General features: G+C 55.4%; 10 protein-coding genes. All 10 read left to right on the forward strand.

Annotated features, from left to right (window positions below; translation table 11 throughout):
- Position 1: 1 nt before the first annotated feature.
- The 10 genes from IAE55_RS07770 (at position 2) to IAE55_RS07815 (ending at position 16,206) form a co-directional block, all read left to right on the forward strand.
- Positions 2 to 274: an NAD/NADP transhydrogenase alpha subunit gene (locus IAE55_RS07770; protein ID WP_145158563.1), complete on the forward strand. Its 273-nt coding sequence runs from the start codon at positions 2 to 4 to the stop codon at positions 272 to 274.
- Between the two features lie 188 nt (positions 275 to 462).
- Entirely contained in the window at positions 463 to 4,134 is a 3,672-nt protein-coding gene (locus tag IAE55_RS07775; RefSeq protein WP_200631566.1) for a dynamin family protein, read from the forward strand.
- Positions 4,135 to 4,689: 555 nt separating this feature from the next.
- A complete protein-coding gene (locus IAE55_RS07780) occupies positions 4,690 to 6,462 on the forward strand; it encodes an ABC transporter ATP-binding protein (RefSeq protein ID WP_145158567.1) in 1,773 nt (590 codons plus the stop codon).
- Positions 6,459 to 8,333: an ABC transporter ATP-binding protein gene (locus IAE55_RS07785; protein ID WP_145158569.1), complete on the forward strand. Its 1,875-nt coding sequence runs from the start codon at positions 6,459 to 6,461 to the stop codon at positions 8,331 to 8,333. The genes IAE55_RS07780 and IAE55_RS07785 overlap by 4 nt, the downstream gene beginning before the upstream one ends.
- Before the next feature lie 284 nt (positions 8,334 to 8,617).
- A complete protein-coding gene (gene purT, locus IAE55_RS07790; protein WP_145947921.1) occupies positions 8,618 to 9,808 on the forward strand; it encodes a formate-dependent phosphoribosylglycinamide formyltransferase in 1,191 nt (396 codons plus the stop codon).
- Positions 9,798 to 10,259: a GNAT family N-acetyltransferase gene (locus IAE55_RS07795; protein ID WP_234489346.1), complete on the forward strand. Its 462-nt coding sequence runs from the start codon at positions 9,798 to 9,800 to the stop codon at positions 10,257 to 10,259. Before purT ends, IAE55_RS07795 begins: the two co-directional genes overlap by 11 nt.
- 249 nt (positions 10,260 to 10,508) lie before the next feature.
- Entirely contained in the window at positions 10,509 to 12,179 is a 1,671-nt protein-coding gene (locus IAE55_RS07800) for a response regulator (protein ID WP_325168610.1), read from the forward strand.
- A 44-nt stretch (positions 12,180 to 12,223) separates the two neighbouring features.
- Positions 12,224 to 13,978, forward strand: coding sequence for a sensor histidine kinase (locus IAE55_RS07805; protein ID WP_145159461.1), 1,755 nt, complete (start codon positions 12,224 to 12,226; stop codon positions 13,976 to 13,978).
- Entirely contained in the window at positions 13,975 to 14,955 is a 981-nt protein-coding gene (locus tag IAE55_RS07810; protein ID WP_200631568.1) for a substrate-binding domain-containing protein, read from the forward strand. Before IAE55_RS07805 ends, IAE55_RS07810 begins: the two co-directional genes overlap by 4 nt.
- 201 nt (positions 14,956 to 15,156) lie before the next feature.
- Entirely contained in the window at positions 15,157 to 16,206 is a 1,050-nt protein-coding gene (locus IAE55_RS07815; RefSeq protein WP_145158577.1) for a galactose ABC transporter substrate-binding protein, read from the forward strand.
- The last annotated feature ends 53 nt before the right edge of the window (positions 16,207 to 16,259 follow it).

The raw sequence follows: 16,259 nt of genomic DNA on the forward strand, positions 1-16,259 counted from the left end.
GATGAAATGCATTTCGGTGTACACAGACAATTTTGAAATGTTTTCCGATATTTTTGACACGGTTGTGGAAAGCAAACTGAGTGAAAACGAAGAGAAGGAAGTCGAGGGAATCACGGTGAGCCATTCGGGCGACGTGCCTGAGCATTACCTGGACCGGATGTCCGTTAAGCCTGAAGTCGTTGTCATGAAGGACAAGTCCCGTGGCTTGACAATTTTGCAGCACGGCAAAGTCTTTGAAATTTTGATTCCGGAACTGGAAAGCGCGTCGATTTAACGGCCTGTTTATGCAGCGTAAGGCCCAGGATAAAACCGAATGGTATTCGGTTTTATTTTTTTTGTCTGGCAAAATGATTTCCAACCCATCGGTGGAATGTTAAAATAAAACTATTTGAATGGGTTTTCCGGCAAAAAGCGTCATGAGCCGCCTCATTCGGTCAATTGACACAAGGGAGAGTAGTCAGCATGTCGTTCACTGTCCAAACCACAGCTAGCCAAGGATCTATTGCGCTGCAGCCACTGAAAGAGCAGCTTGCCGCTTGGGGCGATGCGAGATCGGCGAGTCTCATCGACGATTTAATACATAAAGCAGACGCCGGGGAAATGACCATCGCCTTTTGCGGCCATTTCTCGGCGGGAAAATCCAGCCTGATCAATTCCTTATGCGGACGAAAGGTGCTTCCATCCGGTCCGGTGCCGACCAGCGCCAACGTCGTCTCCATCCGCGATGGCGAGCCGCGCGCCCTGATCTATCCGGCCGCAGGCGCAGGGGATGAAGCCCCGAGAGAGACCGCGGACCCGCTTCAAGTCTCGCTTAAGGAACTGTACGAGTACTGCACCAACGGTGGTGACTATTCATCAGTAGAAGTGTGGGATGATGTTCCCCTGCTTGGGGAGCACGGCGTCTTCATGGATACACCCGGGGTGGATTCGACGGACGACGGTCATCAAAAAGCGACTCACTCCGCGCTTCATTTGGCGGATGTCGTTCTGTATGTGATGGACTATAACCATGTCCAGTCCGAAAACAATTTGGTGTTTGCCAAGAGCCTGTCGGATTGGGGCAAACCGCTGTACCTGATCGTCAACCAAATCGATAAGCACCGGGAGCGGGAGCTATCCTTTGATACCTACCGCCAGGAAGTGGAGGCGGCTTTCAAGCGGTGGCAGGTGCATTACGAGAATTTGCTGTTTATCTCGCTGAAGAATCCGGAGCATCCGTATAACCAGCGGGCTCAGCTGGATGGCCTGGTGCAGGAGCTGATCGCCCAGCGGGGACCGCTATTGTCTTACAGCATCGACTGTTCCGCGCGTCATATCGCCGAGCAGCATACGGCGCAGTTCGCCGATTCGCTGCAGGAGGACATGGAGCAGCTGCTGCAGGAGATGGGAGGCGCCGAAAAGGCGGCGGAGCTGGAACGGGAGATGGGCGCCCTCAGGGAGGAGATCGAACGGTTTGCGAATATCCGGCAGCTGGAGCGGGAATCGGTCCGCCGTGAGGCGGAAGGACTGCTCGAGAATGCCAACCTGACGCCGGCCGATCTCCGGGATCGGGCGCAGCTGTTTCTCGAAAGCCGCAAGCCGGGCTTCAAGAAGGGCTTTCTGTTCGCCGGGGCGAAGACGGAGCAGGAGAAGCAGGAGCGCTTGGAAGGCTTTCTGTCGTCTTTGCGGGAGCAGTGCGCCTCCCAGATCGGGTGGCATCTTCAGGAGCTGCTGCGCCGCTGGGGACAGTCCCACCGGATTTGGAACGAGGAACGCGATCAGCAGCTTGCCGATCGGATGCCGGTCATCGGTCCGGAACTGTTGGAGGGCACGGTGGAGCCGGGAGCGGTGCTGTCCGGCGAATACCTGCTGAATTACTGCCGCAAGCTGTCGGCAGAAATCAAGGCGCTGTACCGCCGCGCTGCGCTGGATGCGGCGGAAGAGATGCTGGCGGATGTCGAGGCATCCGCCGCGCCCGCCAAGCAGCGCGCACAGCAGGAGCTGGCCGCGCTGCAGGAACAGTCCGCCGCGATGGCCCGCTACACGGAGCTGGCAGCGGCCATCGCGGCGCGCACGGAAGCGGCGGCGCGCCTGCTGCCGCCGCACCAGGCGCTCACCCCCGGCACCCTGCCGCGGGTGAGCGCCCCAACCCGGCCGGCGGCGCAGCCGGCCGGGGAAGACGCGGGCGCGCCGATGGCGGCGCCCGCTGTGAAGCCCGCCCCGCATGGCGGGGCGGGGCCGCAGGGCGGCGCGGCCAAGGGCCGCCGCCAGCGGCTTGACGCGGCCGCGGCGCAGCTGCGCGAAGCGGCTGCGCTGCTGGGGCGCCATCCCGCGCTCGCTTCCGCCGCGCGGGGGCTGGAGGGCCGAGCCGAGGCGCTGGCCGGCGGCTCGTTCACGATGGCACTGTTCGGGGCGTTCAGTGCCGGCAAGTCTTCGTTCGCCAACGCTCTGCTCGGCGACAGCGTGCTGCCCGTCTCGCCGCATCCGACGACAGCGGCGATCAACCGCATCCTGGCGCCTGAAGGCGAGTATGCGCACGGGACGGCCAGGGTGCAAATGAAGTCGGCCGAGGCTTTCCAGGACGATTTGGCTTATTCCTTCTCGATCCTCCAGCTCAGCAAGCCGGAAGGCGACGGCTGGCTCGAGGCGGTACGCTCCATGAAGCCGGAAGGTGTTCATCCGGCCGGCCTGCCGCATTACGGATTTCTCAAGGCGGCCGCCACGGGCTGGGAACTGGCGAAACCGCTGCTGGGCAGCGTTCGAACCGTTGATATGACGGAGTACCGCTCTTTTGTAGCCGATGAGACCAAATCTTGCTTTGTCGATCGGATTGATCTGTATTACAGTTCACCGCTGACGGAGCAGGGAATCGTGCTCGTGGATACGCCGGGGGCCGACTCGCTGCACGCCCGCCATACCGGCGTGACGTTCCAATATATGAAGCAGGCGGACGCCATCGTTTTTGTAACGTATTATAATCACGCGTTTTCCAAGGGTGACAGGCAGTTCCTGACCCAGCTCGGCCGGGTGAAGGACAGCTTTGCCCTCGATAAAATGTTTTTCATCGTCAACGCGGCCGATCTGGCTGCTTCCCCGGAAGAGCTGGAGCAGGTCGTCAAGCATGTGGACGGCAACCTGAAAGCCCGGGGCATCCGGCTGCCGCATATTTATCCCCTCTCCAGCATGACCGCGCTCGAGGCGAAGCTGGGCGGAGATGAAACTATGCTGGCGCTATCGGGACTCGGTGCATTTGAAGATGCGCTCGGAGTTTTCGCCGGGGAAGAGCTGCCCAAGCTGTCCCTTCAAGCCGCCGCATCCGAGGTTTCGGCTGCACGGAAAAGGGCGGAGGAATGGGCGCGTCTGTCCCGGCAGGATGCAGGCAGCAGGCAGCGGCGCAAGCAGGAGCTGGTCCGGACAGCCGAGCAGGCTAAGGGGCTTGTTAGGCAGTTTGCCACAATGCAGCAGGGGAACCTGATTGCACAGGAAACGAAAGAGCTGCTGTTCCACGTCAGACAGCGTATCGGTTTTGGAATGGGTGACTTTTTTAACGAAACGTTTCATCCTTCCGTTCTGCGTGAGGATGCGGGTCAGCTGAAGCGGGTGTTTGCCGGATGCGGACGCGAGCTGGAACGGACGCTCGTCCGTGAGCTGGAGCAGGAGCTGCTGGCCACGACGCTTCGATTGGAGAACAAAGGCAAACAAATCGTGCATGCGGCCGCCGTACAGACGACAGAGGATATATCCGCACTGGATGCCGGTTTGGTTCTGAATCCGCCTGAGGAAAAGGAGTGGGAAACGCCGGAGCTTAAGGAAGTTCAGCTGGAAGGCATCGTCGACTGGAACGCGGCCTGGGGATATTTTAAATCGCCGAAGGCTTTCTTTGAAGGCGGAGGACGCGAAAAAATGCGTGCGGCTGTAGAAGAACAGATTAAGGAAGCGCTGAGCCGCGAAGTATCCGCTCAGGAAGGGCTGCTGTCTGATTTTTACGCGCAGCGGATGGGGGATGCCCAGCATAGGCAGGCCGGCGCCCTGCAGGAGCAGCTGAAGGAAACGGTCGATGCGCTGACCGGCTCGCTTGAACAGGGCGAACGGCCGGAGACGTGGGATACCCTCGCCGCCGAACTGCTTCATATTGAACAGCGAATGACATCTTAGGAAACCGTACGGTCACGGAGGAGACACCGATTCGTGTTTGGTCGATAGCTGTTTCGAGACCTAGCCTCGTCGTACTGATGGCCACAGAGCAGTCGATAAGGACCGTTCTCATCAGAACCTCATGCAAAACAGGAATGATGTTAGCTAAATACTCCCATCACCGGCTAAGCCGGTAATTTCAATGCCGAAGTCCCTGTTACAGGGGCTTTTTTGTTTTCAATATGTAGGGTTGGCAAGTCCAGGTACTGACCGTAACGCTAACCTCTCGAAGACCGTTTCGGACACCGAAAAATGGAAGCTTTCCCCCAAGTCAGGAAGCGCTTTTACAGCACCACCCGGCTTTTTATAGGGAAGCGCAGAGATTGAGAGGATTTGGCATGATTTGATAAGTAAACCCGGATTATATCCAGTTAATGCCGAACCATTGACAAAGCGGCGAAAATATGCGCTGTTATCCTCTTTGCCGCCTCTGAGAGACGGTGTTAAACTTCATAAATGTTCACAACTTAACGCGAATGATTTTCAAGCATTCACATGACTCGAAGGAGGAGAACCATGAATGTTCTCAGGCAAATGCAGGGCTTTTTTTGGGCGAAGCGCAGTTTTCTTTATTTATCTATACTCTGCCTCGCCATAGCTACTGCGCTGGGGCTTGTTACCCCGAATTTGCTCCGGAAGCTGATCGACGAAGCGATCGTTCCGCAGCATTTTGAGCTCGTTCCCGCTCTGGCGCTCACCGTCATCGGTGTCGTCACCCTCAAAGCCGTCATGCAGTTTTTAAGCGGCATGCTCGGCGGAAGACTGGGGAACTATCTGGCATACCGTTTGCGTAACGGCTGCTACGAGAAGCTGCAAGTCTTGTCTTTCCGCTATTACGACACGGCCAGAACCGGCGACCTGATGTCCCGTCTGACCGGGGATCTCGAAGCGATCCGTCAATTTATCGCCTTCGGTATCCCGCAAATTTTGAACACGATTCTCATGGTTGTGTTCGGGGCGGTCATGATGCTGTCCATCAGCTGGCAGCTGACGCTCGCTACCATGATCAGCATCCCGTTCCTGGTGTTTGTCGCCCTGAAGTTCGAAGGCAAGATCCACCCGGCGTTTCAGGAAATGCGCTTGGCGCTGAGTGCGCTGACAACTTCGGTACAAGAGAACATTACAGGTGTTCGTACGGTCAAATCATTTGCGCGTGAGCCTCACGAAGTCGATAAGTTTTCCGTGCGTAACGAACGCTACAAAAACAACCAGATCTTCGCTTCGGGTTTGTGGAGCCGCTACTTTCCGGTCATGGAGCTTCTCGCGTCCATCTGCGTCGTGCTGCTCCTCGGCGTCGGAGGCACGCTGGTCATCCACCAATCGCTGTCGCTGGGCGAGCTCGTTGCCTTCTTCAGCTTGATCTGGTACATTATCGGACCGATGTGGAATATCGGTTATCTCATCAACAACTACACGCAGTCGGAAGCTTCGGGAGAGCGGGTGCTCGAGCTCCTGAACCAGCCGATTGACGTCAAGGATAAAGACAATGCCGTCGTTTTGTCTTCCGACGAAGTGAAAGGGCATGTCACTTTTGAACATGTTACCTTTGCTTATGGCAATAAGCTGGCCGCTATCCAGGACATTAATTTGGATGCGCCTCCAGGATCGGTCATCGGCCTGCTCGGCGGAACCGGATCAGGGAAATCGACGGTCATCCAGCTGCTGATGCATGCGTATAACGTCAACAGCGGAAGCATCAAGCTGGACGGCAAGAACATCAATGACATTCAAGTCCGGAGCCTGCGCAGCCAAATCGCGTCGGTGTTCCAGGAGACGTTCCTGTTCTCGTCCAGCATCCGCAATAACATCGCCTACGGCCTGAAGGACGTAACGATGGACGAGATCATCCGGGCCGCCAAGCTGGCAAAAGCCCACGATTTCATTATGGAAATGCCGGACGGTTACGATACGGTGGTCGGCGAACGGGGCATGGGCCTCTCCGGAGGGCAGAAGCAGCGGATCGCGATTGCGCGCGCGCTGCTGAAGAATCCGAAGATCCTCATCCTCGATGACGCGACGAGCGCCGTCGACATGGAAACCGAGCATGAAATCCAGTCGGGCTTCCAGGAAGTGATGAAGGGACGGACGACGTTCATCATCGCCCACCGGATCTCTTCCCTGCGGCATGCCGACGAGATTCTCGTGCTGAACGAGGGCAAAATCGTGCAGCGCGGCAAGCATGAAGATTTAATCACGGTGCCTGGCCCTTACCAGGATGTATACCATATTCAATATGCAGACCACATTGCCCGGATGAATGGGAATGCAGGAGAGCAGGTGAGCTCATGAATCCCGCAGCGGAAACGAATAAACAGCGGCCGGGAGCCGCAAATAAGAACAACCCGAAGGGGAAGACGCCGGGTGTAACCGGCGAACGCTTCGTGTATCAGGATGACGAAGTCATCGAAAAGCCTTTTAACTGGTCCCAGCTGACCCGGCTGTTCGCTTATATGAAACCTTATGCCAAGCAAATGCTGCCGCTCGTCCTGCTGATGATGGTCCTCGGGACGATTACGAAACTGACCGTTCCGTTCCTGACCAGTCAGGCGATCGACAAGGCAATCGCGCCGAAAGACGGTAATACGAACCTGACGCTCTTGTACCTGCTTACGGCAGGGGCACTTGTTCTTTACATTATTCAGTGGATCGCGAGTACGTACCGGATCCGCCTGACCAACATTATCGGACAGCGCGTCATCTACGACCTGCGTTCGCATTTGTTCCAGCACATCCAGAGGCTGTCCTTCAACTTCTTTGACAAGCGGCCCGCAGGCTCCGTGCTCGTGCGTATCACCAACGACGTCAACTCCCTGCAAGAGCTGTTCACCAACGGCGTCGTCAACCTGATGATCGACTGTGTCCAGCTGGTCGGGATTGTGGTCATTTTGATGCTGATCAACTGGAAGCTCGGGCTTGCGGTTGTTCTGACCGTCCCGATCATGTTTTTCATCTCCACGAAGCTGCGGGTCAAGATCCGCCGCGCCTGGCAGGAAGTGCGCATGAAGAACTCCCGGATCAACTCGCATTTGAACGAATCGATCCAGGGGATCCGCGTTACGCAGGCTTACACGCAGGAGCAGGAGAACATCAAGTTTTTCGACAAAATGAACATGGACAGCAAAAAGTCGTGGGACCGCGCGTCCACGCTGAACCAAGGGTTCGGCCCGCTGATCGAAATCACAGGGGGCATCGGCACCTTGATCCTGTTCTGGTTCGGGGCTTACCTGATTCAGGAGGGCCAGCTGACCGTTGGTCTTCTGGTCGCCTTCTCCAGCTATGTCGGCAACTTCTGGGAGCCGATCAACCGGCTCGGCCAAATGTATAATCAGCTGCTGGTGGCGATGGCTTCCTCGGAGCGGATCTTCGAATTTATCGATGAGAAGCCGCATATCGACGACAAGCCGAATGCCCGGCCGATGCCGAAAATTCATGGCGACATCAAGCTGGAGAACGTCGTGTTCGAATACGAGAAGGGCCGGCCGGCACTCAAGGGCATCAACCTCGACGTCAAGGCAGGTCAAACGATCGCCCTTGTCGGGCATACCGGTTCAGGAAAAAGTACAATCATTAATTTGCTCAGCCGGTTCTATGATATAACAGGGGGCGAAATTACGATTGACGGTCTGGACATCCGGGACGTGAAGCTGGATACGCTCCGCAGCCAAATCGGAATCGTGCTGCAGGACACGTTCATTTTCTCGGGAACGATCCGCGATAACATTCGCTTTGGCCGGCTGGATGCGACCGACGAGGAGATCGAGGAAGTAGCCAAGGCCGTCGACGCTCATGAATTTATTATGAAGCTTCCGAACGGTTACGATACGGAGGTCGAGGAGCGTGGGAACATGCTCTCCATGGGGCAGCGGCAGCTGCTGTCCTTCGCCCGGGCGCTTCTGGCCGATCCGCGCATTCTTATTCTTGATGAGGCGACGGCCAGCATCGATACGGAGACCGAGCTGAAAATTCAGGAAGCGCTGAAGGTGCTCCTGAAAGGACGTACTTCCTTTATCGTCGCGCACCGGTTATCGACGATCCGCCATGCGGACAAAATCGTCGTACTGGATCACGGCGAAATCAAGGAGGAAGGCAACCATCAGGAACTGATGCAGAAGCAGGGAACGTACCATGGTCTGATCGAAGCGCAGTTCCGGTTTGTCTGAGGATGATGATTCGCTAAGGATGGACTGTCTTCCGTAGGTACAACGGTGGATATAGATTCATATCCCCGGTCGCCGGAAGTTAACGGTGCGTTTACAGCCAATTAACAAACAACCAAAATTGTAAAATCAAGCAAGCTTCTCCAATGATCGCCATTCAAATAAGGAGAGATTGTGAATTTTGCAGGAAAATGTCGGAGCACTCTTGCATTCTTCCTTCGGAACCCCGAAAATGATAGAGAGGTATACATTTGTGGTATACATTAGTAGGGGGGAATTGGGAAGTGGTGTGGGGTGCTCCTTTTTCTGCACATGCTACAAAACTGCTGCTTCTAGGCAGCGGTGAATTGGGAAAAGAAGTAGTTCTCGAGGCTCAGCGTTTGGGCGTAGAAACCATTGCCGTGGACCGATATGAACACGCCCCTGCGATGCAGGTGGCCCATCGAAGCCATGTCATTGATATGCTCGATCCCGAATCGCTGAAGCGGATTATTCATCAGGAACATCCGGACATCATCGTCCCGGAAATTGAAGCTATAGCTACACAGGCTCTCCTTGAGCTGGAAGAGGAAGGGTACCGCGTCATTCCGACGGCTCGCGCCGCCCGGCTGACGATGGACCGCGAAGGGATTCGCCGCCTGGCTGCGGAAGATCTCGGACTTCCTACGGCGGATTATCGATTCGCCGACAGCCTGGAAGAGCTGCAAGAAGCGGTAGCCGTGCTTGGCACGCCTTGCGTGGTCAAGCCGATCATGAGCTCATCCGGTAAAGGGCAGAGCGTTTGCCGCACGCCAGAAGATGCGGAAGAATGCTGGAATGCAGCCCTGGAAGGCGGACGAGCGAAGAGCACCCGCGTGATCGTCGAAGCATTTGTTACGTTTGAGAGCGAAATTACGCTCTTGACGGTCCGCTCTGTGAGCGGAACCACCTTTTGCCCGCCGATTGGACATATTCAAAAGGATGGGGATTATGTTGAATCCTGGCAGCCTCATGTCATGAGTGAAGAGCAGCTGCGGGAGGCAGAGTCCATTGCCAAAGCCATTACAGACGAGCTCGGGGGATATGGCATTTTCGGAGTGGAGCTGTTTGTTACAAAGCAAGGCATCATATTCAGTGAAGTATCCCCGCGTCCGCATGACACCGGCATGGTGACCATGGTGACGCAGGATTTATCGGAGTTCGCCCTGCATGTCAGAGCGATTCTCGGACTTCCGGTTACGTCGGTTGAACTGCTGACACCGGGAGCTTCGGCAACTTTGAAAGCGGTGAATGCAAGTACGAATTTTGCCGTCAGCGGTGTAGAGGAAGCACTAAGCCTTCCCCGGACACAGGTTCGGATTTTCGGCAAGCCTGAAACGAAGATCGGCCGGAGGATGGCGGTAGCGTTAAGCACTGACCCGGATATTCAGAAAGCACGGAACACGGCTAAGCAAGCCGCCAGTCTTTTAAAAGTGGAGGAATATGATCATGAACAGTAATTTGTCGGCTCCTACTTTGCAAATCCGCAAATCGAACTGCAATTGCGATCTGGAGTCTGTAACGGCGTTAATGCGCGAGCTCAACTATCCAACGACGATCAACGTTATGCGCGAACGGATGGAAGCCTCGGAAGACAATCCGAAACTGTGCACGATGGTGGCAGAGCTGGACGGAGAAGTTGTCGGCATGGTGGCGTTGAATCAGGTTCACTCCTATGCCACAGGCGAGACGGCGACTCAGGTATCCGCTTTGATCGTATCCGAGAAACACCGCGGCCAAGGGATCGGCAAACGCCTGATCCGCAGCAGCGAAGAATGGGGAAGAGCCCACGGCAGCCAGGTTCTGTTTTTGACGAGCGGCAACCGTGTGGAACGTGCCCCGGCCCATGCCTTTTATGAACATATCGGTTTTGATAAAGTCGGCTACCGCTTCATCAGAAAGCTGAAATAATACCGATTTCCAACATACCGGCCCCCCCTGCAGAGGAGGGCTTTTTTCTATTTCCTATATGCTTGGGCACCATGGTTTTCTACAAAAATGTTCAATATTTACAATACATATGAATTGATATACAATACGTGAGTGATATTACGAAAGCGGTTACATTTTTCGACAAAACCAATGTAGTTTGCGGCCAGAGGAGCCTATTGATCATGTTCTGACAAGTGTGAGTACAAATTTGGAACAGCCGAGGGATGAATGATGTATAAACTGCTGCTTGTGGAAGACGAAGAAGACGTCCGGGATGGGCTGGTCGAGGAAATCAACTGGGAGCTTCACGGCTTTCAGGTGACGGGTACAGCCGAAAACGGCCGCGAAGCGCTGGAATGGATGGAAAAGGAGATGCCGGACATCGTCGTGACCGACATCCAAATGCCCTTTATGAACGGCTTGGAGTTGGCCGCGTGGATCCGGGAGCATGCCCCGTCCACCAAAATCATTATTTTGACCGGATACGATGAGTTTGAGTATGCCCAAAAAGCGATTAAGCTGCAGATTGACGAATATGTGCTCAAGCCGTTTTCTTCCCGGGAGCTCGTGGATGTGCTGCTGAAGGTGAAAACGCATATCGATGCCGAGCGGGCTGAGAAGGAAAACGTCCAGCTGCTGATGGAGCATTACCGGAAAAGCATACCTGTACTCAGGGAGCTTTTTTTGTCTTCACTGGTGACCCGGAGGCTTACGCCTGAGGAATACATCGAGAAAGGAGCCAGTTACGGGATCAGCTTAGACGGACAAACCTTTATGGCTTCGATCATTCGTCCCGATCCAGTGCAGAGAGAACGGGATGTTCGGGAGGAAGCGGAGGATCCGGCATCAGCGATGTCGCTAAAATACTCGGAGGACCGGTACCTGCTGCTGTTTGCCGTGTACAACGTGGCGGCAGAGATTTGCCAATTGCGGCAAGGGTTCAAGGCGTTTATTCACCATAACGACTGCGTTCTCCTGTCGGTGCTGCCGGAAGCGGATGAAAGCGCGGCGGCGCAGCGGACGCTGGAGCTGCTGGAGGAAATCCGTCTGAACGTGAACAAATATTTGAAGCTGACGGTGACGGCAGGGGCCGGCTCTGTATACCGGTCGTTGGGCGATGTGTTCGATTCTTACGCGGAAGCGTCGCAGGCGCTGGACTATCGTCCTATTCTCGGCAACAACCGAGTCATCTGGATCGATGATGTGGAACAGCGGAAGGCGGATCCGCTCGTATTCGACAGCCTGAAGGAGCAAGAACTCGTCCGGAGCATCCGCGTAGGCACGGCGGAAGAGCTGGAGGGGACGGTAAGGCGGATGTTTGACGGCCTGGAGTCGTCCAAGGTTAGCGTGCAGGACTGCCAAGTGTATATCATCGGCGTGTTGACCGCCGTCATCCGGGTGGCGAAGGAGTTCGGCATCGAGCTCGAAGAGGTGTTTGGCCGGGGATCGCTGCCGTTCGCCGACATGTATCACTACAACAATTTACAGGAGCTTCGCGAGTGGATACACCGGGTATCCTCACGGCTGATGATAACGATCGCGCAGGGAAGGCAGTCCGGATATAACCAGCTTGTAGAGGATGCCAAAGCGTATATTCATGAGCATTACCGGGAAAGCGACATTTCCATCAACAAAGTATGCCGGCATCTGCACATCAGCACCGGGTATTTCAGCAGCATTTTTAAAAAGGAAATGAAGATGACCTTCGTAGCCTACTTGCTGCATGTACGCATGGAAGCGGCCAAGGAGATGCTGCGATCGACGTCGCTGAAAGCGTTCGAAATCGCCGAAACGCTTGGGTTCGCGGATCCGAACTACTTCAGCTTCTGCTTCCGCAAGAAGTTCGGCATTACGCCGAAAGAATACCGCAGCGGCCACGGAGGAGGCGAATCGGCTTGAAGATTCCGCATCATCGCCTGAAGCCCCGCGCTCCCCGGCTGCCCATGTCCTTCCGGCTGCGGAGCATTCAAACGATCATCACCGCGACCTTTGCCGGTATGACGGTGCTCGTCGTCATCCTGGTCAGCATCATGCTGTACAACAAATTTTCCAAGACGGCGGAGGAGAACGCCTACCTCAATATTCAGCAAATCATCGAGCAGGTCAATTACCACTTGGAGCTGTATGTCAAAGGGATGCAGGACATTTATGCCGTAGTCGAGCAGCAGATTGATCAAACGGCTGACGTCAGCAGCGGGGTGCTCCGCGAGCAGCTGACCACACTGCTTCATACACGGGAAGACCTTGTATCCGTGGCGCTGTTTACGCCCGACGGCCGGCTGGTGCTGGACATTCCGAATGCCGAAATGCGCCGGAACACCAAGCTGACCGAACAGAGCTGGTACGAATCGGCACGGGAAGTGCCGCAGAAGCTGTCTTTTTCCCCGCCGCACATCCAAAATCTATACAAGGGCCAGTACAAGTGGGTCGTATCGTTAAGCCGCATGATCGAATATCGGGACCAGGGAAAAGTAAAGCGCGGAATTCTGCTCGTTGACGTCAACTTCCGGACGATTGATGAGCTGAGCCGCAAAGTGAGCCTTGGCAAGCAGGGTTATGCTTACATCATCGACGAGCTTGGGAACATCGTCTACCATCCGCAGCAGCAGCTGATCTATGCCGGTTTGAAGTACGAAAATCTGGAGCCCGTATTTGACTATGCCTATGGCAGCTATATCGATAAATCGACCGGCGTGCCGCGGTATATCACAATCCGGACGGTACAGCCCATCGGCTGGAAAATCGTCGGGGTTGCCTTTCCAGACGAAATTGTGACGACCAAGCAGGACCTGAATCAGTTTATTTTCTGGTTTCTCGTGGTCGTCATTACGGCTGTGGTACTCCTCGCGGTCTTCATCTCGGCGAAAATATCCCAGCCGCTCCGCCGCTTGGAGCGGTCGGTCCAAAGCGTCGGACAAGGGGATTTTAGCACACCGATCTACGTCAGCGGCGCTTATGAAGTGGTGCAGCTGTCCAAGCGGTTTAATTTTATGCTGCATCGCATCCGCCAGCTGATGGACCAGATCATTCACGAACAGGAAGCGAAGCGGAAAAGCGAGCTGGATGTGCTGCAGTCGCAAATCAATCCCCATTTTCTCTACAATACGCTGAATTCGGTGATCCGACTGGCGGAAAAAGGTAAAAAGGAAGAGGTCGTGACGACGATCACTTCGCTGTCCAAGTTTTTCCGGATCAGTCTGAGCAAAGGGAACACGATCATCACCGTGGAAGAAGAGCTGGAGCATGTGCGCCATTATTTGATCATCCAGAAGATCCGCTACAAGCATAAGTTCAATTATGAGATTCAGTGCGATGAAGCCGCACGCTCCTGCAGGACGCTGAAGCTGATCCTGCAGCCGATCGTAGAGAACGCCATTTATCATGGAATCGAAAAAATGCCGGACGAAGGCTGGATCTCCATCTCGGCGGCGGTTCAGGGAGAGCAGCTCGTCTTGACCGTCAAGGATAACGGGCTTGGCATGACCCCGCAGGTGATGGATCAGATTCTCAGCGGAAACCACCGCAGCGGCAGCGGATCGGGTGTCGGCGTGAAGAACGTGAACGAGCGCATAAGGCTGTGCTACGGCAAGCCTTACGGTCTGCATTTTGCGAGCGAACTGGAAGAAGGGACAAGTGTTACGATCACGCTGCCGGCGGTATCGGACCGTGCGGAGGAACTGGAGAGGGGGATATCATGAGCTTAAGCAAAGGAATCGTCCGAGCAGCGCTGCTGCTTGCAATCTTGCTCCTCACGGGCTCTTGTTCCTCATCGCCACCGAATCTCCGCGCCTCCGGCAAGCCGCGGACCATCGACATGATCGTCAAGATGAACCACGGCGACTACTGGAACACGGTGAAAATGGGCGCCGAGGTGGCGGCCAAAGAATTCAACGTTCAGCTGACGTTTAAGGCGCCTGATAACGAAAGCGATATCGACGGGCAAATTCGCCTGATGGATCAGTCCATCCAAAACAAGGCGGATGCCATCATTCTGTCTGCGAGCGACTATATGAAGCTGGCCCAGGTGACCGACCGCGCCGCCTATTACAAAATCCCGGTCATCTCAATGGATTCCGAGGTTGCATCGGCCCGGGTCAAAACGTTCGTGGGCACAAACAACTACGAAGCGGGCCAGAAGGCAGCGGAACGGATGGTCGCCCTGACCGGAACGAACAGCCGCATCGGCGTGATGAATTTTGTGCAGGGCTCCAAAAACGGCGACGAGCGCGAGGAGGGCTTTATGGATTATATCGCCCGGTTTCCCGGGGTTCAGGTCGTGGCCGTGGAATACTGTCAGTCCAATGAACAGCTGGCGCGTGAGCTTACCCGCAAAATGCTGAACGAGCATCCCGATATAAACGGGATTGTGGCGCTTAACGAAGTGGCGTCGATCGGCACAGGAGAGGAGATACAGAAGCTGGGGGCCGGCGGACGCGTGAAGCTGATCACGTTTGACAGCCCGGCCAAAGTGATGGAGCTGCTGCAGGAGGGGATCGTGCAGGCAACGGTCATCCAGAACCCGTTTAACAACGGTTATTTGGCTGTGCAGCACGCTGTTGAAGCGATGGAGGGCCTGGACGTCCCTGAGCGCATCGATACCAAATCCAAAATCATCGATCTCGACAATATGCTCTGGCCGGAAAATCAGAAGCAGCTGTTTCCGTTTGTCCGCTGAGCTATTGGTGAACCGAGTGCCGCACCTCCTTAAGCGGCACTTTTTTTGCGTTCAGCACATCATTCCCCCACGTCATGAGAATTTTCATAGAACACATGAGAATTTTATATTCGAATCTGCCCACGGATACAGCATAATGTAAACGTATCCAAGAGAGATACGAGAGGCTCGTTAAAGAGAATATCAGGAGGTCTGTGAACGATGAAAAAAATCACTTCCGTCATCCTAGCCGGTGCGCTGCTGGGTACGGTCATGGCCGGCTGTTCGAACTCCGGCGACAAATCCTCGGGGGCTTCGGGCGGCAGCGCGGACAGCGGCAAGGAGCCGTCCATCGGGGTAGCCATTTATAAATTCGACGATACGTTCATGACGGGTGTACGCAATGCTATCAAAACCAATGCGGAAGGCAAGGCAAAGGTGGATATTGTGGATAGCCAGAACTCCCAGCCGACCCAAAACGACAAGGTCGATCTGTTCATCACCAAAAAGACCAATGCGCTGCTGATCAACCCGGTGGACCGCACGGCGGCCGGCGTGATTATCGACAAGGCCAAAACGGCCAGCATCCCGGTCGTCTTCCTGAACCGTGAGCCGCTGCCCGAAGACATGAAGAAATGGGACAAAGTGTATTACGTCGGCGCCAAAGCGGAAGAATCCGGCACGATGTCCGGGGAACTGATCGCGGACTATTGGAAGGCCCATCCGGAAGCGGATAAAAACAAGGACGGTGTACTGCAGTACGTCATGCTCAAAGGAGAACCCGGACACCAGGATGCGGAGCTGCGCACCAAATACTCGATCCAGGCGATCGAAGACGCAGGCATCAAGGTCGAAAAACTGGCGGAAGACACCGCGATGTGGGACCGCGTGAAAGGGCAGGAGAAGATGGCCGCTTTCCTTGGCTCGCATGGCGATAAAATCGAAGCCGTTCTCGCGAACAACGACGACATGGCGCTTGGCGCGATCGAAGCGCTGAAAGCGGCAGGCTATTTCACGGGCGGAAAAACGATGCCGGTTGTCGGCGTGGACGCCACGGCGCCGGCGCTTCAAGCACTGCAGGACGGCACGCTGCTCGGCACGGTGCTAAACGATGCGAATAACCAGGGCAAAGCTTCCGTGACGCTGGCCACGCTGCTGGCCAAGGGCGAAACGCCGACCAAGGAGAATGTCGGGTTCGACATCACGGATAATCAATATGTGTGGATTCCTTACAAAAAAATTACCAAAGACAACATCGACGATGCGAAGTAAGCCGACAGGCTGGACTTAAACTAACCATCCCCGGAAAGGGCGGACGAGAAGCG

This window comes from Paenibacillus sp. S28, assembly GCF_016624415.1.
Taxonomy (GTDB): Bacteria; Bacillota; Bacilli; order Paenibacillales; family Paenibacillaceae; genus Paenibacillus_AQ; species Paenibacillus_AQ favisporus.